This window comes from Limnospira indica PCC 8005, from assembly GCF_000973065.1.
Classification (GTDB): domain Bacteria; phylum Cyanobacteriota; class Cyanobacteriia; order Cyanobacteriales; family Microcoleaceae; genus Limnospira; species Limnospira fusiformis.
Genome location: NZ_FO818640.1, coordinates 4,395,563 through 4,414,886 on the forward strand (window position 1 = coordinate 4,395,563; position 19,324 = coordinate 4,414,886).

10 protein-coding genes and 6 pseudogenes are annotated in these 19,324 nt (G+C 44.7%); 11 read left to right on the forward strand and 5 right to left on the reverse strand.

Annotation, left to right across the window (positions count from 1 at the left end; all coding sequences use genetic code 11):
- The first annotated feature begins 21 nt into the window (after positions 1-21).
- The 4 genes from XZ46_RS34605 to ilvA all read left to right on the forward strand — a co-directional run bounded on the left by XZ46_RS34605 (position 22) and on the right by ilvA (position 5,646).
- Positions 22-1,512, forward strand: a complete 1,491-nt coding sequence (locus XZ46_RS34605) for a DUF5331 domain-containing protein (RefSeq protein ID WP_008052788.1) — start codon at positions 22-24, stop codon at positions 1,510-1,512.
- A gap of 177 nt (positions 1,513-1,689) precedes the next feature.
- Positions 1,690-3,093, forward strand: coding sequence for a ferredoxin:protochlorophyllide reductase (ATP-dependent) subunit N (locus tag XZ46_RS19145; protein WP_006624176.1), 1,404 nt, complete (start codon positions 1,690-1,692; stop codon positions 3,091-3,093).
- A gap of 95 nt (positions 3,094-3,188) precedes the next feature.
- Positions 3,189-4,097: a polysaccharide pyruvyl transferase family protein gene (locus tag XZ46_RS19150; RefSeq protein ID WP_006624175.1), complete on the forward strand. Its 909-nt coding sequence runs from the start codon at positions 3,189-3,191 to the stop codon at positions 4,095-4,097.
- 37 nt (positions 4,098-4,134) lie between these two features.
- Positions 4,135-5,646: a threonine ammonia-lyase, biosynthetic gene (ilvA, locus tag XZ46_RS19155; protein ID WP_048895176.1), complete on the forward strand. Its 1,512-nt coding sequence runs from the start codon at positions 4,135-4,137 to the stop codon at positions 5,644-5,646.
- Between the two features lie 20 nt (positions 5,647-5,666).
- Here ilvA and XZ46_RS19160 read toward each other — a convergent pair whose 3' ends face one another.
- Positions 5,667-9,842 (reverse strand): PAS domain-containing protein, encoded by a 4,176-nt coding sequence (locus XZ46_RS19160; RefSeq protein ID WP_008052791.1) that lies wholly within the window; start codon positions 9,840-9,842, stop codon positions 5,667-5,669.
- A gap of 324 nt (positions 9,843-10,166) precedes the next feature.
- Between XZ46_RS19160 and trpS the strand changes: the two genes are divergently transcribed.
- The 3 genes from trpS (at position 10,167) to XZ46_RS19175 (ending at position 12,812) form a co-directional block, all read left to right on the forward strand.
- Positions 10,167-11,177: a tryptophan--tRNA ligase gene (trpS, locus tag XZ46_RS19165; protein ID WP_006624172.1), complete on the forward strand. Its 1,011-nt coding sequence runs from the start codon at positions 10,167-10,169 to the stop codon at positions 11,175-11,177.
- A 44-nt stretch (positions 11,178-11,221) separates the two neighbouring features.
- Positions 11,222-12,112, forward strand: a complete 891-nt coding sequence (locus XZ46_RS19170) for a methylenetetrahydrofolate reductase (protein WP_006624171.1) — start codon at positions 11,222-11,224, stop codon at positions 12,110-12,112.
- A gap of 361 nt (positions 12,113-12,473) precedes the next feature.
- The gene (locus XZ46_RS19175; protein WP_228116375.1) at positions 12,474-12,812 is read left to right on the forward strand and encodes a methylmalonic aciduria and homocystinuria type D protein; all 339 of its coding nucleotides are present in this window, start codon (positions 12,474-12,476) and stop codon (positions 12,810-12,812) included.
- A gap of 129 nt (positions 12,813-12,941) precedes the next feature.
- Here the strand turns inward: XZ46_RS19175 and XZ46_RS19180 are convergent, their stop codons facing one another.
- On the reverse strand, positions 12,942-13,364 hold the full coding sequence (locus tag XZ46_RS19180; RefSeq protein WP_006620193.1) for a hypothetical protein: 423 nt from the start codon (positions 13,362-13,364) through the stop codon (positions 12,942-12,944).
- Between the two features lie 130 nt (positions 13,365-13,494).
- Here XZ46_RS19180 and XZ46_RS19185 point away from each other — a divergent pair.
- Positions 13,495-14,129 (forward strand): annotated as a pseudogene (locus tag XZ46_RS19185) (M23 family metallopeptidase).
- 78 nt (positions 14,130-14,207) lie between these two features.
- On the opposite strand, the gene XZ46_RS19190 reads toward XZ46_RS19185, so the two are convergent.
- Positions 14,208-14,867: a hypothetical protein gene (locus tag XZ46_RS19190; RefSeq protein WP_048895177.1), complete on the reverse strand. Its 660-nt coding sequence runs from the start codon at positions 14,865-14,867 to the stop codon at positions 14,208-14,210.
- A 461-nt stretch (positions 14,868-15,328) separates the two neighbouring features.
- Between XZ46_RS19190 and XZ46_RS30330 the strand changes: the two are divergent.
- A pseudogene (locus XZ46_RS30330) lies at positions 15,329-15,466 on the forward strand (MerR family DNA-binding transcriptional regulator); the annotation flags it as partial.
- Positions 15,467-15,630: 164 nt separating this feature from the next.
- Positions 15,631-16,711 (forward strand): annotated as a pseudogene (locus XZ46_RS19195) (IS4-like element ISAtsp3 family transposase).
- Between the two features lie 86 nt (positions 16,712-16,797).
- Here XZ46_RS19195 and XZ46_RS30335 read toward each other — a convergent pair.
- Positions 16,798-17,056: pseudogene (locus XZ46_RS30335) on the reverse strand (transposase); the annotation flags it as partial.
- Between the two features lie 50 nt (positions 17,057-17,106).
- Between XZ46_RS30335 and XZ46_RS19200 the strand changes: the two are divergent.
- A pseudogene (locus tag XZ46_RS19200) lies at positions 17,107-17,587 on the forward strand (IS630-like element ISAtsp1 family transposase); the annotation flags it as partial.
- A gap of 40 nt (positions 17,588-17,627) precedes the next feature.
- On the opposite strand, the pseudogene XZ46_RS19205 reads toward XZ46_RS19200, so the two are convergent.
- A pseudogene (locus tag XZ46_RS19205) lies at positions 17,628-19,282 on the reverse strand (IS1634-like element ISAtsp2 family transposase).
- Positions 19,283-19,324: the final 42 nt, after the last annotated feature.

Here is a 19,324-nt window from a genome sequence, read left to right on the forward strand (position 1 = left end):
CAGGATAAGGAATAAGAGGTTATGGCTTTCTTCCAGGAGTTTACTACTGCCCTGAAACAAAAATGGTTAGACTACTATCAGGCTAATCGTGAATGGTTGGTTTTACAAATGGACATTAGTTCCATTCCCACCCCGGATGGAGGTAGAAGGCCATCCTCAGCCCTAATCTTGGGGACTATCAACGCCTTGGACCCAGAAGCGGCTCTGTTGATGTTCCCCTTTTCCAAACTTAATCCTGATCCAGAAAAGTTGATTGAGGTTCTGGGTTTACATTTTGACCCAGATCATGAGCTGGCTGGGATTTCTGGTTCTTCACCTGATCAGCCTCCGGTTCCTCAAGAACCTGTAAAGGCCGCGCCCGGATACCATCCTCCCCAATCTATAATACTTGAACCAGAGCAAGAGGAAGAATTAGTTAGCGATGACTTAGATGATGCTAAGGGAGAATTAGACCTCCTTGATGGTGCTGGAGACGACTTAGCTACCGATGGTTTAGACCTCGATGATACTGGGGATGATTTAGCTACCGATGACATGGATTTAGGTCTCGGTGATGATGCTACCGATGACTTAGCTACCGATGACATGGATTTAGGTCTCGGTGATGATGCTACCGATGACTTAGCTACCGATGACATGGATTTAGGTCTCGGTGATGATGCTACCGATGACTTAGCTACCGATGACATGGATTTAGGTCTCGGTGATGATGCTACCGATGACTTAGCTACCGATGACATGGATTTAGGTCTCGGTGATGCTGGGGATGACTTAGCCACCGATGACATGGATTTAGGTCTCGGTGATGCTGGGGATGACTTAGCCACCGATGACATGGATTTAGGTCTCGGTGATGCTGGGGATGACTTAGCCACCGATGACATGGATTTAGGTCTCGGTGATGCTGGGGATGACTTAGCCACCGATGACATGGATTTAGGTCTCGGTGATGCTGGGGATGACTTAGCCACCGATGACATGGATTTAGGTTTAGACCTAGATGATGCTGGGGATGACTTAGCCACCGATGACATGGATTTAGGTTTAGACCTAGATGATGCTGGGGATGACTTAGCCACCGATGACATGGATTTAGGTTTAGACCTAGATGATGCTGGGGATGACTTAGCCACCGATGACATGGATTTAGGTTTAGACCTAGATGATGCTGGGGATGATCTAGCTACGGATGATTTAGATTTAGAGGAAAGTAATCCATTTAAAGATGATTCCTCAGATGATATCGGAGAGCTAGATCTTAGCCTAGATGGAGATGATGATTTAGGAGACTTTGGTAGTTCCTCTGATGATGATTTAGATATAGGAGACTTGAATGATGACGACAGCGATTTAGGCGATTTAGGAGACTTAGGAGACTTAGGAGATTTAGAGGAAATCAGTTTAGAAGAGCTAGGAGAGGTAACGACTGGAGATACAGATAAGTTTGATTTAGATCTGGACAGCCTGACCGAATCAAATGATGATGATATCTCAATATCAGACTTTAAATAAGTCAATCATTCCTTAACATCTAACAGGCTGGTGTACTCATTATGATTTTGGAAGTTAGTAGCCAAAGTCAACAGTTGATTATGTCTAAATTTCTGCCAGGTTGTCATCTCATAAATGGCTGGGTGTCAACAGCTTAAAAAATGACACGAAAACTGGCTTAATTATAAGGAGAAATATATGACTGTTGCTCAACCTGAAGCACTTAACTTTGAATGTGAAACTGGTAATTATCACACCTTTTGTCCGATTAGTTGTGTGGCATGGTTGTACCAGAAAATTGAGGATAGTTTCTTTTTAGTAATTGGTACAAAAACCTGCGGCTATTTCTTGCAAAATGCGATGGGGGTGATGATTTTTGCAGAACCTCGTTATGCAATGGCTGAGTTAGAAGAAGGGGATATTTCGGCTCAACTTAATGATTATGATGAATTAAAGCGACTGTGTTTGCAAATTAAACGCGATCGCAATCCTAGTGTAATTGTATGGATTGGAACCTGTACGACTGAAATCATTAAAATGGATTTGGAGGGGTTGGCTCCGAAATTAGAGGGTGAAATTGGGATTCCTATTGTGGTGGCGAGAGCCAATGGTTTAGATTATGCTTTTACCCAGGGAGAAGATACGGTTCTAGCCGCGATGGCTAATCGCTGTCCGAAAGAACCTGAAAAAGATGCGACTACGGGGACTTCAGGCGATCGCAATGCGATTCAGAAATTACTGAGTTTTGGCAAAAAAAATGAGGATGTGACTAAGGAAGAGTCAGAATATGTAGACCATCCCCCCTTAGTGTTATTTGGTTCTCTCCCCGACCCGGTAGTAACTAATCTCAGTTTGGAGTTGAAAAAACAGGGGATTAAGGTATCTGGATGGCTTCCCGCGAAGCGTTATACGGAACTTCCGGTTTTAGAAGAAGGTTATTATGTATCGGGAGTGAATCCGTTTCTCTCGCGTACCGCAACTACTTTAATGCGTCGTCGTAAGTGTAAATTGATTGGCGCACCGTTCCCCATTGGACCTGATGGAACACGAGCTTGGATTGAAAAAATTTGCTCTGTATTCGGTATTGAACCCCAGGGATTAGATGAACGAGAAGCTCAAATTTGGGCGAATTTAGAGGATTATCTTGAGTTGATCCGGGGTAAGTCGGTGTTCTTTATGGGGGATAATTTGTTAGAAATTTCCCTAGCACGTTTCCTGATTCGCTGTGGGATGACTTGCTCGGAAATTGGCATTCCTTATATGGATAAGCGCTATCAAAAGGCGGAGTTAGACCTACTGGAAAAAACCTGTCAGGAAATGGGGGTTCCGGCTCCGAAAATTATGGAAAAGCCGGATAATTATAATCAGATTCAACGGATTTATGAACTTCAGCCAGATCTGGTAATTACGGGTATGGCTCATGCGAATCCTTTGGAGGCGCGCGGTATTAATACTAAGTGGTCGGTTGAGTTTACTTTTGCTCAAATTCATGGGTTTACTAATGCTCGTGATATTCTGGAGTTGGTGACTCGTCCCCTCCGTCGTAACAATAACCTGAAAGATTTGGGTTGGAGTAATTTGGTTAAGGAAGCTAAGGTCTAATCAATTACTTGTGTGGGAAAGGAGAGCGATCGCTTTTGGTCGCTCTCTTGGCGTGGGATGAGGATTTTTGAGAAATTATCCAGCAGATATTGACTATGAAAACTATTGTTAATTATCATGTGATTGACCCTAAGAATATTGGGGATTTGTTCTCGTCCCCAGTCAATTACTTTGAGTTTCCGGGTTATGAGGTTATTAAGCGAGATATTCGGACTCTGGATAATTCCCCAGCACCAGAAGACCCGGAAAGTTTGTTAAATCATCATGCGATCGTTGGTGGTGGTGGGTTAATGTTTGACCGCTTTTTGCACAATTTCCAACGTTTACAAGCTGGTAAAAATGGTAATAGTTTGATTTTATGGGGAGCCGGACAGCAGGTTTATAAAATTAAAAATTCTGGTGATAATTCCTCATCTTATCATGGTAGTGATTTTGACTATAAGCCTTATTTAAAAGATTTTAATCTCATGGGAATTAGAGACTATAACCAAGGCTATGATTGGGTTCCCTGTGTGAGCTGCATGGATAAAGTTTTTGATAAGGACTACTCGATACAACATGATTTTGTAGTATTTTCGCACAAAAAGTTTCAAATTAAAATTGATTCATTTCCTCGGATGACTAATGAAGATAAGAACTTTGAGGAAATTATTAGTTTTTTGGCTTCAGGGGAAACTATTTTAACCAGTTCTTTCCACGGAGCCTATTGGGGAACACTGCTAGGACGTAAGGTTTTAGCGTTCCCATTTACCAGTAAATTTTTGACCCTAAAACACCCAGTTGCTATGTATCCAGGGATTCATTGGAAGCAACCAAAACGGGAGATTCAAATCTTGGGAAAAACTCTATATCAGCGATTTGATGAAAGTAAATTTTTGTGCGGTACGGATAATTGGCGATCGCATCTTAAAAACTGCCAATCTTATCCCGAAAGTTTGCCAGAATGTCGCGATCGCAATAATTGGTTTGATCAGCAAGTCATGAATCACCTAAGTACAGTATAATCTAAATTCATGCAATTTTGCCCTTTTGCCCAAAGTTATGCACTCCGACTACCTAAAACGAATCCTCACCGCCCGGGTCTACGATGTCGCCCAGGAAACCCCCCTAGAATTAGCCCCCAGACTATCCGAAAGGTTAAATAATCAAGTCCTCCTCAAGCGAGAAGATATGCAGTCTGTGTTCTCATTTAAACTGCGGGGAGCCTATAATAAAATAGCCCAATTAACCCCGGAAAGCCTCGCCCAGGGAGTAATAGCCGCCTCAGCGGGAAATCACGCCCAGGGGGTAGCTTTGGGAGCCAGTCGCCTAGGAAGTAGGGCAATTATTGTGATGCCAACTACTACCCCAGATGTGAAAGTACAGGCGGTTAAAGCTAGAGGCGGGGAGGTAGTTTTATATGGAGAAACCTTTGATGATGCCTATGCTTACGCGCGCCAATTAGAAGTCGAAAAAAACCTAACTTTTATTCATCCCTTCGATGACCCAGACGTGATTGCTGGACAGGGAACTATTGCTATGGAAATATTAAGGCAATATCAACAGCCTATTGATGCTATTTTTGTGGCTATAGGAGGCGGCGGTTTGATTTCTGGTATTGCTGCTTATGTGAAACGACTGCGACCAGAAATTAAAATTATTGGGGTGGAACCTGTTGACGCTGATGCTATGTCTCAATCTTTGAAAGCTGGACATAGGGTGAAATTATCCGAGGTGGGATTATTTGCTGATGGGGTGGCGGTGCGACAGGTGGGAGAAGAAACTTTTCGCCTCTGTCAAACTTATGTAGATGATATTATTTTAGTGGGAACTGATGATATTTGTGCGGCGATTAAGGATGTGTTTGAGGATACTAGATCAATTTTAGAACCCGCTGGTGCATTAGCGATCGCTGGCATGAAAGCCTATGTCGAACGGGAACAGATGCACAATCGTACATTAATTGCTGTAGCCTGTGGCGCAAATATGAACTTTGACCGTCTGCAATTTGTGGCAGAAAGGGCCGAATTGGGAGAACGGCGCGAGGCGATTTTTGCCGTCACAATTCCTGAACAACCGGGAAGTTTACGCAAGTTTTGTAACTGCTTAGGAAAACGTAATCTCACTGAATTTAACTATCGCATTGCCGACGAAAAAGAAGCCCATATTTTTGTCGGTGTTCAAATTAAAAACCGGGAAGATGCCCAAAAGTTAACGGAAACCTTTGCAGAACATGATTTAATCGCCATGGATTTAACAGATGATGAATTAACTAAAATGCACTTGCGCCACATGGTAGGCGGTCGTTCTCCTCTGGCTCATGATGAGTTATTATATCGTTTCGAGTTTCCCGAACGTCCAGGCGCATTAATGAAGTTTGTCGAGTCTATGAGTCACACTTGGAATATTAGTTTATTCCACTATCGCAACAATGGTTCAGACTACGGCCGTATTGTGGTCGGAATGCAAGTTCCCCCCCAGGAAATGCAGAAATGGCAAGAGTTTTTAGACACCCTCGGATATCGCTATTGGGATGAAAATCAAAATCCTGCCTATAAGCTATTTTTGGGTTAAGGATAATTGATAATTGTCCATTAACCATTGTCTCTGATTAACTGTTCGGGAATTTCGGCAAATTTAGCAACAGTTTTAGGAATGTTATCCCAATCAAAATCCTCAAGTTGCTGTTTGAGGGTTTCCACATAATCGAGTAAAACTGTAGATTGATGTTCCTCTGCTAACATCTCTAGATTTTGCATAAATTGCTTAATCTCTCTGGCTACTAAAGTTTCTTGTAAATGGGGTAAATTCACTTCTACTTCCTGACGCAATTTAGCGGCTAATTCTGTTAATCTCACGGGTTTTAAGGAGACTTTCTCTGAGGGCTGTTCATCTATTTTGTCGGTTAATTCAGCATGATTTAGGAACTTCTTGAGTTCAGCCACAATCTGTGATTTGGTCACTGGCTTTGATAAAAAACCATCGCACAATTGCCGCAAATCTTGTTCATTACGATGTTGGGGAGATGCGGTTAATAGGACAATGGGAATATGGCTAGTGAGTTCGTTGTGTTTGAGAAACTGGGTGGCTTCTCGTCCATCCATACGAGGCATCCGTAAGTCCATAAAAATAATATCTGGCTGATAAATTTGGGCTAACCTAATGGCTTCTTCTCCATCTTTGGCGCTGAGAATTTTATGATATGTATTGGCGAAATATTCGGCTAGTAAATCCCGATGAGAACGGACATCATCAGCCACTAAAATAGTAGCAGGTTCAAATGGTTGTAAATTCTCATCAAGGGCTATTAGAGGCGATAATATTGTGGTTTCTGTGGCTATTTTGACATCGGGTAAATCAACGGTAAATGTGCTTCCCTGGTCGCGTTCGCTTTCCAGATGAATTGAACCACCTAGGAGATGGACTAACCTTTCTGTAATAGTTAAACCTAAACCTGTCCCTCCGTATTTGCGGTTACTTTGACCTTCGCTTTGGGTAAATGAGTCAAAAATCTTGTGTTGGTCTTCGCGAGAAATACCAATACCTGTGTCAGTAATGGCAATTTTGAGGTCAATAGAATTATAGGGATGATTGGGTTTGAGTTGTGAACAAGATGCTGTGATTCTCACTGACCCAAATTCGGTGAATTTTATGGAATTTCCGACAATATTAAATAGAATTTGTCGCAGCCTGACTTCATCGGTCATAATACTATAGGGTAGTTTGGGGTCTACCTCAACTTCTAGGTTTAGGTTTTTTTCGCTGGCTTTTTGTTCAAAAATATGCTCGATTTCATTAATTACGGTGCGGATATTAACGGGTTCATAGTGTAATTGTAATTTACCAGCTTCGATTTTCGATAGGTCTAAAATGTCATTTATTAATGCTAATAAAGTGCGACCACTAGAGGCGATCGCCTTAATATAAGAAGTGGCTTTAGGGTCGGTAATTGTAGATTGTAATAAATCAGTAAAGCCTAAAACTGCATTCATGGGTGTCCGAATTTCATGGCTCATATTAGCTAAAAATTCGCTTTTAGCACGGTTAGCCGCTTTGGCTTCCTGAGTCATCTTTTTAAGTTTAATGTTTTTATAAGTTAATTCTTGGCGTTGCTCCTTTTCTTGAGAGAGTAGTTGTGCGTGAGCGATCGCAATTCCTAATTGGCGTGCTACAGCTTCTAGTAGTTCTATTTCATCAAGAGTCCAGACTCGGTTATGGTCGCATTGATGCAGGCTAATAATACCATTAGGTTGACCATGATAGAAAGTGGCGATCGCTAACATGGATTTCAGATTGTCTGACTCCTTAAAATATTCCTTGGTCTGCAACAAAGGAGAGGTTAAATGAATTTCTGATAGCTTAATTAAGCAATCACTTTTATGGGATGAAATCGCCCTCTCTTGCTCAACCAAGTATTCAATATAAGGGTCATTATCAAAGGTTACTGATTCCTTTAAATCCCCAAGTAAATTACATGGATGCTGAGAATATTTGGCTACCAAATTCCCATGGGGAAAAGGATATTTTTGGTAAGTATGAATTAGACAACAGTTGACTTTAAAGGCTTTGCCAATTTCTGCGACGGCGGTTGTAAAAATTTCTTGAACATCTAAACTCTGACGAATATTGTCGGTAATTTTCTGGATAATTAGGGTTTTTAGTAGTTGGTTATGCAGAGTATTTTCAATTCTTTTACGATGGGTAATATCTTCCGCAATACCAGTATATCGATAAATATTGCCCTGGCTGTCTCGCACCGGAAAAGCATGACAATTAATCCAACGAATTGAGCCATTTGGTCTCACAATTCGGTAAGTTTGATTAAAAGGAATACCTAGACTAATTTGCTTATTTAAAGCCTCAGCCATACCGTCACGGTCTTCTGGGTGAACAGACATTAACCAGGAACTAGGATTTTTATATAAACTATCTCGACTTTGTTGCCAAATTTCCTCATAGGCTGGAGACACATAAATCATTTCTCCGGTAGCGCTATTAATAAAGAAGACTTGATGGATATTTTCTGCTAACTGACGAAACTTTTCTTCACTCTCTTTTAAAGCTAGTTCGTTTTTTTTGCGATCGCTAATATCCGTTTTAGTCCCGATCACCCGCAGCGGTTTTCCGTCGAGGCTGCGATACATCACCCGACCCCGATCAAGAATCCATTTATAATGACCATCTTTGCACTTAATACGATGTTCACTAATATATTGCTCCGTTTCACCATTTAGGTGCTTATGTAATATATCGAAAACTTGCAGTTTATCATCAGGATGTATTAGTTTTTCCCACTCCTCAAGATTGTCGCTAATTTCCTCAGCCCTAAAACCTAGAATTTCTTTCCAACGTCGAGAGAAATAAACCTGATTGGTTTCTACATTCCAATCCCAAACGCCATCACCATTTCCCTCTAAAGCAAATTGCCAACGTTGTTCACTTTCTTGTAAGGCAATTTCGGCTTTTTTGCGGTTGGTAATATCCCTCGCTGCTGCATAAATGCGATCGCCTACAGGAGTCGATCGCCACTCTATCCAACGATAAGAACCATCCTTAGCCTGATAGCGATTCACAAAATTAAGCACGGAATTTTGTTGGCATAAATTTGATATGTGGTCGAGGCTAGGTTGAACATCATCAGGATGCACAAATTCTATAAACAATCGACCCTCTAACTCTTCTAGCGGATACCCTAAGCTGATTTCCCACTGTTGATTTAATCGCAAAAATCGTCCTTCTACATCAGCAATACAAAGCAAATCCAGAGCAATAGAAAAAAATCTATCTAATTCTTCGGTTTTCTGGTGTAAAGCCAGTTCGGTATTTTGGCGATCCGTTATGTCAAAAATAGCGCCATCAATACCGATTAAGTTTCCCTGAGTATCAAACTTACCCCTCCCCTTTTCATAAACCCAATGAATACTACCATCCCTATGAATAACCCGGTATTCTACAATAAATGATTCCTGTGCATATAAAGCCGGTAAAATCTTGGCTGTGACAGTTTTTTGGTCATCAGGATGAATGATCTCATTATAGGAGATAACTCGATTGTTGATGATTTCATCAGGTCGATAACCGCAAATATCTTCAATGGCATTGCTGATAAATTTCATCGTCCAAAACTCGTCACAAGCACAGCGATAAATAGCACCCGGAAGATTAGCAAGTAAAGCACGAAATGAGACTTCCGAATATTGAGGATTGAGTGTATTGGAGTTGAAAGTTTGTGCTTTTTCTACCAGGGTGGCTTGTTGAATCGCGATCGCCAAATTTACAGATATCATATTCAGCAGATCTATTTCCTCTGGTAGCCAGTTCCGGCTATGGCTACATTGATGAACAATCAAATATCCCCAAATATCCCCACTCACCCAAATAGGGACTCTCAAACTAGCCCGCACTTGCAGCCGAGCCATAAATTCTATATAATCATCTCCTAGATGGGTCTGATAAATATCAGCTATCGCCATTACTTCGTCGATCAATTCATGATACTTCCAGAATATTTCCGCGATATCTTCCTGACTGATTACAGTGCGAATATCACTAAAAGATGCTGCCCTTATGTGGACGATACCATCAGCTTCTAACGGACAAATCAAAGTGCGATCGCTTTGCAACAACTCAGATAATTCCGTGACTACCGTATCAAAAATCGTGTTTAAATTAGCGAAATTAACCATCTGGTTAGCTATTTTGAAAAGCAAGTTTTCTCTAGGAGTCGCCGTAGTAAGTTCCCGTGAGTGTGCTAAAATCTGTGCATTCATTTGATTGATCCCCTGTCTGAATCATCTTAGGACAAATTAACTCGGAAAATTAACAGTGTAGAGTTATATTCCCGCCCCCGTATCAAATACTGTTGACTGAACCCCTAAAAATTATCAACGCCTATAATTCCATTTTGCCAGATTTGCCAACGAAATATCTACCCCCCAAATAAACTATGGTAAAATCTCCGCCTAGTGGGTTGAACCTGGTCTATGGGGTCTATGGGGACAGGACCACAATTCTGGTACAATTGCTGATCCAGTTCAAAACCCCGCTTTCTATTGTCTAAAATAGAGTTTTAAGTTAAGTTCACAGCAGCAATCATGGATAAGCAGCGAATTCTCTCAGGAGTACAACCAACGGGAAACCTACACCTAGGTAACTATCTGGGCGCGATCCGCAACTGGGTAGAAGGTCAGAAACAGTATGATAACTTTTTCTGTGTGGTAGACCTACACGCGATCACCGTTCCCCACAACCCCGCGACTCTGGCGGCGGATACCTACACGATCGCAGCCCTTTATTTAGCCTGTGGTATCGACCCAGAAGATTCAACTATTTTTGTACAGTCCCATATTTCCGCCCACAGTGAGTTAACCTGGCTTCTCAACTGTCTGACCCCCATTAACTGGCTGCAAGATATGATCCAGTTTAAGGAAAAAGCCGTTAAACAGGGGGAAAATGTCAGTACGGGTTTATTGGATTATCCCGTATTGATGGCTGCCGACATTTTGCTTTATGATGCCGATCGCGTTCCGGTTGGGGAAGACCAAAAACAACATTTGGAACTGACACGGGATATTGCTGGCAGATTTAACCATTTATTCGGTCAACCAGATCAGGAAATTCTCAAAATTCCCCAACCTCTCATTCGCACAGAAGGCGCACGGGTGATGAGTTTAACCGACGGGACTAGGAAAATGTCTAAGTCTGACCCCTCCGAGTTAAGCCGGATTAATTTGTTAGACCCCCCAGATGCGATCGTTAAGAAAATTAAACGCTGCAAAACTGACTCGGTGCGAGGGTTAGCTTTTGATGTTCCAGACCGCCCCGAATGTCATAATCTGCTGAGTCTATATGCTTTGCTCTCTAACCAAACTAAAGCACAAGTGGCGGCTGAATGTGCAGATATGGGGTGGGGACAGTTTAAACCCCTGCTGACGGAAACGGCGATCGCCGCCCTCAAGCCTATTCAGGAACGCTACAAGGAAGTTATGAGCGATCGTGGTTATTTAGAGTCCATATTGCGTACAGGTCGCCAACAAGCCGAGGCTGTAGCCAATCAAACTTTAAGCCGCGTTAAAGATGCCCTAGGTTATTCCAAACCTTTGTAATCTCCCTGAATTTACCTTTAATTTTTACATCTAAAACCGCCATAATGAACCGATTTAGGACTGCTTGTTTGAACCCCAAAGAATTTGTGATCACCGCCGAAGTAGCACCCCCAAAAGGCGGCGATCCCACTCACATGATCGAGATGGCGCGGGGTCTAAAAAATCGCGTCCATGGGGTTAATATTACTGATGGCAGTCGGGCTGTTTTAGGGATGAGTTCCCTAGCTTCCTGCGTCATTCTCCAACATCATGGCATTGAACCGATTTTACAAGTCGCTTGTCGCGATCGCAATCGGATTGGTTTACAAGCAGACCTCCTGGGAGCGCACGCCCTAGGAATTAGGAATATTCTCGCCCTCACAGGTGATCCAGTCAAAGCCGGAGATCATGTTAATGCTAAACCAGTTTTTGATTTTGAATCCGTGCGCCTATTACAAGCTATTAATAAGCTAAATAATGGCATGGATTGGAATGATAAAAAGCTGCCCCATGGTCGGACAGACCTATTTCCCGGAGCCGCAGTAGACCCCCAATCTCCCAGTTTTTCCGGGTTACAAAGTCGTTTTTATCGCAAATTAAAAGCCGGGGCTTGTTTCTTTCAAAGTCAATTAATCACGGATTTTGAAAGGCTCTATAAATTCATGAATCAAGTCGCTTCTGATACGGATAAACCGATTTTGGCGGGAATTTTCCTCCTGAAATCCGCGAAAAATGCCCTTTTTATTAACAAATATGTTCCCGGTGTTAACATCCCCGACCACATTATCCACCGTTTAGAAAAATCATCACATCCCCTGGAAGAAGGCATTAAAATTGCGGCGGAACAAGTACAAATTGCACGTCAAATTTGCCGAGGTGTTCACCTTATGGCGGTTAAACGAGAAGACCTCATCCCGAAAATATTAGATGCAGCCAATATCCCCCCATTACCATAATAGCGGAGGGTAGAACCATGGAGTTTTTGATATGATGGGATACAGCCAACTCCAGGAGAAGCCACCGCGCGTCTACACCCCTTTCCCCCTGGGGGAGGGGCTTCAGAATGTACTTGATGGCTAGAGAAGGCGAAGCTGTTACCAAAACTGGTGAAGGTGATTTGAATCAGGTCTGACTAACCGAGTAGATGAAGTTGGCATTTGGGCGCAATAATTCAATCAAATGGTAAAGCAACTCAAGGATTTATTCAATACATTATCATAGCCCTCAGAACTGAGAAATTATCCCAAGCCAATCAAGAGATTCTTAGCTTCAATGTGACCAAAATCTAACTTTTGCCATAATTCCCCCCAAATTACCATGAGCGACAATATAACCGAGGTGCGATCGCCTGATATTTCCATCCATCCCCCCACCGCTTTTGTAGCCGCTAATTTAAGGCGGATTCTACCAGATTGGCACTCTGATGATATTTGGATAGTGATTTTTTTACAGCGATCGCAGTTCCCCTTAACCACAACTAATGATATCATTGAGCAGGAGAAAAACAGATTATGCGATCGCTTTTTAGAATTCGCCCAACCCGTAGCCCAACAACTCAATTCCCAGGGATGGATGACCGATATCATCTACCCTCCCAGCGGTTATCCGTTGCTGTCCTGTCCCAACCCGGAGAAATCAACCATAGCGATGCTTTAACTGTCGCCACATCCTTAAACCTTTCTCTGCAAAAGGGACCCTGTACCATCGTAATTCATCCCCAATGGGGAACCGCCGTTTATCCCAGTGTGTTGATATCCTCTGCGCCGCCAGATGAAATCAACAAAGCTATCGATTTTGCTGGCTATCGCGTCGCCCCAACTCATAAACCCCACAGGTAACCGCCGCAATGACTCCCACACTGATAGACCAAGAAGGTCCCAACCCCAATTCAACTCCCCAATTCAATAATCCCCCCACCATTAGAAACGGTACAACGCTGAAGATAGAAGCAAAAAAAATATTTCCCGACTCCCTGCTAGTGCGCGTTTCCTCAAATTGTTCATCTGACCCATAAAAGGGACGTTCAGCCCAATCTAGCCAACCCGTGAGTTTTTCCATGAGTAATTCACTGAGGGGGGAAAACCCCAAACTTAATGCCAGCGACCATAACGCCGTCCCAGCCATAGCCGTTGTATTCAACGGGAACCAACCCAGAAATATCGATATAACAGGGGTTTCCATCGCCCATGAAAAATAATCAGTTAACATTATGTTCTGTTTATGCCTAATGGTGGCAGAATATCAAATGTGTGCTATACGGGAATTGATTTAAATATAACCCTTGTGGGTGCATCCGGTAATTCATTAATAGATTTTGGTGATTGAGGAATCAATAATCATGGCAAAACTCAACCCCCTGCAAGTTTTCAAGCGTCCGACCCTCCTGAAACGAATGCTATGGGTTCTGGTCGGTTTCGTGTGTCTGACTCTAATTCCTTGGGGGGGACAACAGTTAGATATAGGTGCAACTAAGGCATCAGCCTCCCAAGTAGCGGTAGGGGTCGATTGGGGTAATGCTTCTTTTCCGGTGGAAAATTTCCAGCAGTATACATCACCTTTTGGCTATCGTGCTGGTGGGTTTCACTATGGTTTAGACTTAGCCGCACCTATGGGGAGTTATATCCGCAATTGGTGGAGCGGACAGGTAGTCGAACTCTGGGAGGATAATCGCTGCGGCACGGGAATTATTATCCAGTCAGGACAGTGGGAACATATCTATTGCCACGTTCAGGGTCATGTACAAAGTAATGCTAATGGTACTTACTTTATTGACCGTGGCGGCGGTCTGGAACTTCGCAAAGGTCAAATTGTGGCAGCCGGGACTAGAATTGCGCGGGTTGGGATGACCGGGAGAACTACCGGACCTCACTTCACTTGCACTGGGGACTCAAGTATAGTAATCGGTGGGTTGATCCAGCCCGTGTTCTGATTGCTATGTATCATCAACAAAACCAGCGTTTGTCTCAACGTTGAACAAATAGCTGGTTAGGTGTTGTGGGGCGTAGAGTACAGGTTTGTACTGTGCGCCCGGTTGTTTTGTTTTTTGTGGTCTTAGTTAGGATTGCTAACAGAGGTCAATTTAGCCCTGGGAAAGTAGAGTAGATCAATGGATACCCGTTCCGATGGACTGCTTTGGGAAAAGGTGGGCAATTCTACGGAATTCTGACGCAATGCTGCTACTGGGTTAGTGGCGTTGCAGGCGTAGGTGTTGTCAGTATCGCCGTGGGTGAGGAAATTACAAGGTTGACTTGGGTTGGACTGTTGCCAAGTACACTCAAGGGCTGCATAGTAAGCATCCTCATTTCGACTTTTCAGACATCTCGCCCAGGCTTCAGGATCGTAACCTGAACCGATACATTGGAGACTGAGACCTAAACCAATGGCTTTTAAGGCGCAGTCGGCATTCACACTACAGCCGTTTTTGTGGAAGACACCGAAGCTGTCTCTGTTGATTTCTTGTTTACTGCCAGTGTGCAAGCCATCCATTTGGCTAGGATCATTGAGTAAATCTTCGGTGGTAATTCCTAGGAAATCTGTTACATCATAGACAAACTCTGTTTGGTCATCATTGAGGACTTCGCCATTAAAGATTAATTCCTCATCTGGTTCTTCTGGTGGCATTGCCCAAGGGGGAAAGGCGGCGGCGGGAGACACACTCCAGCCTACTACCAAGAAAGAGACGGTGCCGATGGTTGTTAGTAATTTTTTCATAGTTAGTTATAATTTAGAATCAGTTGGTGAGGGAATTTCACAGTTAATAGCCGGGGTCTGAATCCATCAAAAAATCAAGACAATTATGGGTTGCTGAAGTCGCTTAACTTTCCTCCAGCATAGCTAAAGATAGGTGTTGATGTCAATATTTGTTGTGTAAAGATGTTGTAAAATCTGAGAAAATTATGTAAAGGTGGTTGAGGGTAAGTGTCTACTTAAAATCTGCTGTCAAGTCGGTATTTTCACGGAAAAAGTGGCTAGGGTTTTGGGGATAAAGGGGAAGCCGGCAATCAATATTGAGCGGAAAAATGGTGGCGAGACGGTGGTTTTGAGGTAATATCATAGCGAGTTCAGGGGAATGGTGGCTAAGGATAGAATGAGAGAGCATGATTTCATCTCAAATTAGGTTAACATTTTAGGGCAATACGGTATAATAAGCGAGAAGAGTTGAGGATAAACCTATTGCCAGATATGTCAAACCCAAGGAAGCGGCCCAAATCCTTGGAGTCCATGAAAGAACACTCCGCAGATGGGACGACAATGGCTCAATCGAGACCATCAGAACCCCCGCTGGGCAACGACGATACAACGTTGAGTCCTCAGTACAGGACAAAAAAGCTGAAAGTCTTAGCCAAAAGGGAATCTAGCCGAAAATTCTGAAGGGGGCGCTCCGGGCTGAGGTGAAAGTCGAGGGGTGGGGGGGTAGCGCCAAGTTGGGGTGAGAGGGTTACATCGGAATTACCACAAACCAAACTTCCCTCTCATGAACGAGCTTAACCGATTACGAGACACTTTGCGCCCTCACTTGCCCTGGCACGGGGCGAGATTAAACTTTGTCTGCCTGTTCCTGATGGCGCTATTCCAAACAAAGACGGTTAATCTGATGGAAATAGCGACTGTATTCGCAAATCCTGTGCAAATTTCCTCAAATTACCAGCGATTACAACGTTTTTTTCGGGAATTCAAATTTGACCGGGCAGAGATTGCCCGTTTCGTCGTTAGCCTCATTGACATTCCCCAACCTTGGACTGGACTCTTAGTCTCGACCGCACCTGTTGGTCTTTCGGTCAAACCCATTTCAACATCTTGATGTTGGCAGTCGTCCACGAGGGGATTGCCTTTCCCCTGCTGTGGACGATGCTTGACAAAAAGGGCAATAGCAACAGTGGCGAACGCATGGACTTATTCGACCGCTTCGAGGCACTATTTCCTGACGTGGAGGTGGCTTGTCTGACCGCTGACCGGGAATTTGTGGGGCGAGATTGGCTCTCGTATCTTCTCATCGACCCCGAGGTTCCTTTCCGCCTACGCATCCGCCACAGCGAGCTGATTAGTCCTAAGTTAGGAGGAACTCGGCGTAGCGGCGAACGAATGTTTGATTCTCTGCGACCCGGAGAATTTCGCCAGCTTTCGGGTCGCCGTTGGGTTTGGGGACGGCAGGTTTACGTCATTGGCTCTCGTCTGGCTGATTCGGGGGAGTTGTTGATTCTCATCACTAACGCTTGCCCCGAAACGGCCCTCCCCGACTATGCTCGGCGTTGGGGTATTGAAAACCTCTTCGGAGCCTTGAAGACTCGGGGCTTCTGTCTCGAATCGACTCACTTTAAGGACCCTGAGCGCTTGAGCCGTTTATTGGCTTTGCTTAGCCTGGCTTTTACTTGGGCTATGAAGGTGGGTTTGTGGATTCACCAAGGTTCACCCATTCCTTTGAAGTGAAGGCTCACGGACGACGCTCCCAGAGTCTTTTCCGCACTGGCTTCGATTTTCTACGCCGCACTTTCTCTAATCTGCCTTTGTTTTCAGGGCGGTTTCACCAGGCTCTACAGCTTTTGTCCTGTACTTAGCGTTGAGTCATATTCTGATTCCATATCAGGCAGTGACAAACGCAAAGTCGTTATCTATGCCAGAGTTATAGCATTAGTCAAGGTGGTTAGGACGCAGCTTTGAGAACGGAATCCATGGCATCATGGAGAGAATCAAACTGCTCACGTGCAGTGGCGAATACGGGCTTTCAGCTACGACCAACATTTCTCTATCTTGTTGAGGTCTGGCGAATAAGGTGGTAGATAGAGTAAACGGCATTGAGCTGCCTCCACCAGTTCAGCAATCCGCCCCCCTTTATGAAACGTTGCATTGTCCAATACTAGAGTCTGACCTGGCTTCAATGTTGGAATTATAGCACAAGACAGAACACTTAGGACGTATAATGGAGAGGACGAGATGACTAAGAAGACCAAAAATGCCAGCCCCCTATAGTTACGACCTCAGACAAAAAGTTATTGATGCCATTGAACTAGACGGTATGCCCAAAACAGAAGCCAGTCAAGTTTTCCATGTCAGCCGGAACACCATTAATCTCTGGCTGCAAAGAAAAGCACAGACCGGAGACTTCCTCCCTAAACCTCATCACCGACCTGGCAATAACCACAAAATTACCGACTGGCAGAAATTCAAGGCTTTTGCCCAAGAGCATGGCGACAAAACAGCAGCTCAAATGGCTGAACTTTGGGATGACGACATCTCTCCTCGCACCATATCCAGAGCCTTGAAGAAAATTGGCTTCACCAGAAAAAAAAACTTACGGCTACCAAGAACGTGATGAGCAACAGCGAGAGGAGTTTATGGCTCAGATTGAACAGATGGAGCCGGAAGAAGTGGTCTACCTCGATGAAGCCGGCATGAATAGTCAGGACTCGGATTACCCTTATGGTTACTGCGAGTCTTGACTATTCATCCTACATTCCGCAGGTTGATAGGTAATTAACCGGATGCGTAGTAATAGCGCTCAACGGGTGGACCGAAGAGGTGAATAATCAATCGCCGTTCATCATTGAGATTGCTAATCTGCCTTTGCCCATCGAGATTAACCCAGTGGATTCCTTGAAACTTCTGCATAATCCAGCGAAAGGTCGGTTTAGCGGTGGGTTGTTGGCGTTGGTCGCGCACCGTTTGCTTCTGAGCATCTAGCGCCTGTCGCAGTTGGCGTTCGGCGAGGGTATACACCATAAGGGTTAGGGCCATGATGAGAGCTAAGGCCTCGACCCGCTGCGGCTTTTTGACAAAGACGCTACTGGCAAAGAAGAGGGGGTCTTGGAGGAAGCGAAAGCCTCTCTCGACGGTCTGTTGCCCTTTATATTCGCTCAAGCAGGTCTGAGCCGGCCAGAGGGATTGCTCCAGTTGATTGGTGGCTAGAATAAAGCGACTACGCTGACGGCTAAAGCGGTCTTCCGCCGTGGCGGTCTGCTGTAACGTGGCCTGGAGCCGATAGCCCTGAACTGGGGTGGGTTCGGCGGATTTGGCGGGACGACCGGGGGGTCGCTTGGCCCGCACCGTCTCCAGGGAGACCTGAGTGAGCTGATGCACCTCGAGTCCATCTTGAAACTGCATCAAGGCCTCGAGGGCATCGGGTTTGCAAGCAAAGACCCGCTGGGTCAGCTTTTTCAATTGGCGGTTGAGGCGGTGTTCGAGCTTCTCTAATTCGGGTTGCCAGAGGTCGGCATTGGCTTTGCGGGTTTGGCTTTCGACGAGGCGCCAGCGCTGGCGCACTCCGGCATAGGTCTGCTCAATCTCCCACATCCGGTAATCCTTGGAGTTGCAGGGGACTTCAGTCAGTCGGGTGACATCGCTGTGCACCAGCTCTTGAGCCGCTTTTAGGGTCAGCGGCATCCGTGATAGCCACCCCGTGGTCTCCATCTGCTGCAGATTGGCTGCTGTGTAAAAGGCGGCATCCATCACAACGATACCGTCGCTAGTCCATTGGTCACCAAACGCCTTGAGCACCTCTGCAAACTGCTGAGTGTCCTGTTCATTGCCACTGGCCAACTGCAACCATAGCGGCACGCCACCGTCGGCGGCACAGACTAGAGTCATCAAAAACTGTTTCAAATCTGGACGATGGTCTCGGGAATAGCCTCGACACAGCCGAATTGGGCTGGGTTCTGCTGATGTCTCACCGGGGGGAGCTGACTCAAGTCCTACCTCGGATTTCCCCTTCGAGCACCGCTGATACTTCCCTTCTACTGAGATCGAGGTGGCATCGAGATGACGCTGTTGAATATCAATTCCAAATCGTTCCACAGCCTGGAGCGCCACCTGGAGAAAAAATGATGTCGTCCCTTCTGCGTAGAGTAGAGTTCATCCAACACTCGACCTAAGCGGTCGTCATTCAAGTGACGAGCCTCTACCCCTTCCCCGAGCAGATGAGACACCGCTTTACTCTCAAAAAACTCGCTGAATAAATACAACGGTGCACTGAGAAAGCCTAGGGCGTTCAAAATCATGGCTTTAACCACTTGTCCGGCACTCACATGCTCCAAGCTATGAGGTTCAATCCGCTTATCCGTCAACTCGACCAGGCCAAGTTCGTCAATCACTCCAGCCACTAAACCCAGATGGTCTAAATTTTTAATCTGCATCGCCAGAGCCTACCGCTCGAAGGAACCCTTTCTAGCCTAGAC

Bases quoted from the DNA above. Each gene is read 5' to 3' on its own strand.
- XZ46_RS34605 (WP_008052788.1), top strand. From the start codon at position 22: ATGGCTTTCTTCCAGGAGTTTACTACTGCCCTGAAACAAAAATGGTTA.
- XZ46_RS19145 (WP_006624176.1), top strand. From the start codon at position 1,690: ATGACTGTTGCTCAACCTGAAGCACTTAACTTTGAATGTGAAACTGGT.
- XZ46_RS19150 (WP_006624175.1), top strand. From the start codon at position 3,189: ATGAAAACTATTGTTAATTATCATGTGATTGACCCTAAGAATATTGGG.
- ilvA (WP_048895176.1), top strand. From the start codon at position 4,135: ATGCACTCCGACTACCTAAAACGAATCCTCACCGCCCGGGTCTACGAT.
- XZ46_RS19160 (WP_008052791.1), bottom strand. From the start codon at position 9,842: ATGAATGCACAGATTTTAGCACACTCACGGGAACTTACTACGGCGACT.
- trpS (WP_006624172.1), top strand. From the start codon at position 10,167: ATGGATAAGCAGCGAATTCTCTCAGGAGTACAACCAACGGGAAACCTA.
- XZ46_RS19170 (WP_006624171.1), top strand. From the start codon at position 11,222: ATGAACCGATTTAGGACTGCTTGTTTGAACCCCAAAGAATTTGTGATC.
- XZ46_RS19175 (WP_228116375.1), top strand. From the start codon at position 12,474: ATGAGCGACAATATAACCGAGGTGCGATCGCCTGATATTTCCATCCAT.
- XZ46_RS19180 (WP_006620193.1), bottom strand. From the start codon at position 13,364: ATGTTAACTGATTATTTTTCATGGGCGATGGAAACCCCTGTTATATCG.
- XZ46_RS19190 (WP_048895177.1), bottom strand. From the start codon at position 14,867: ATGAAAAAATTACTAACAACCATCGGCACCGTCTCTTTCTTGGTAGTA.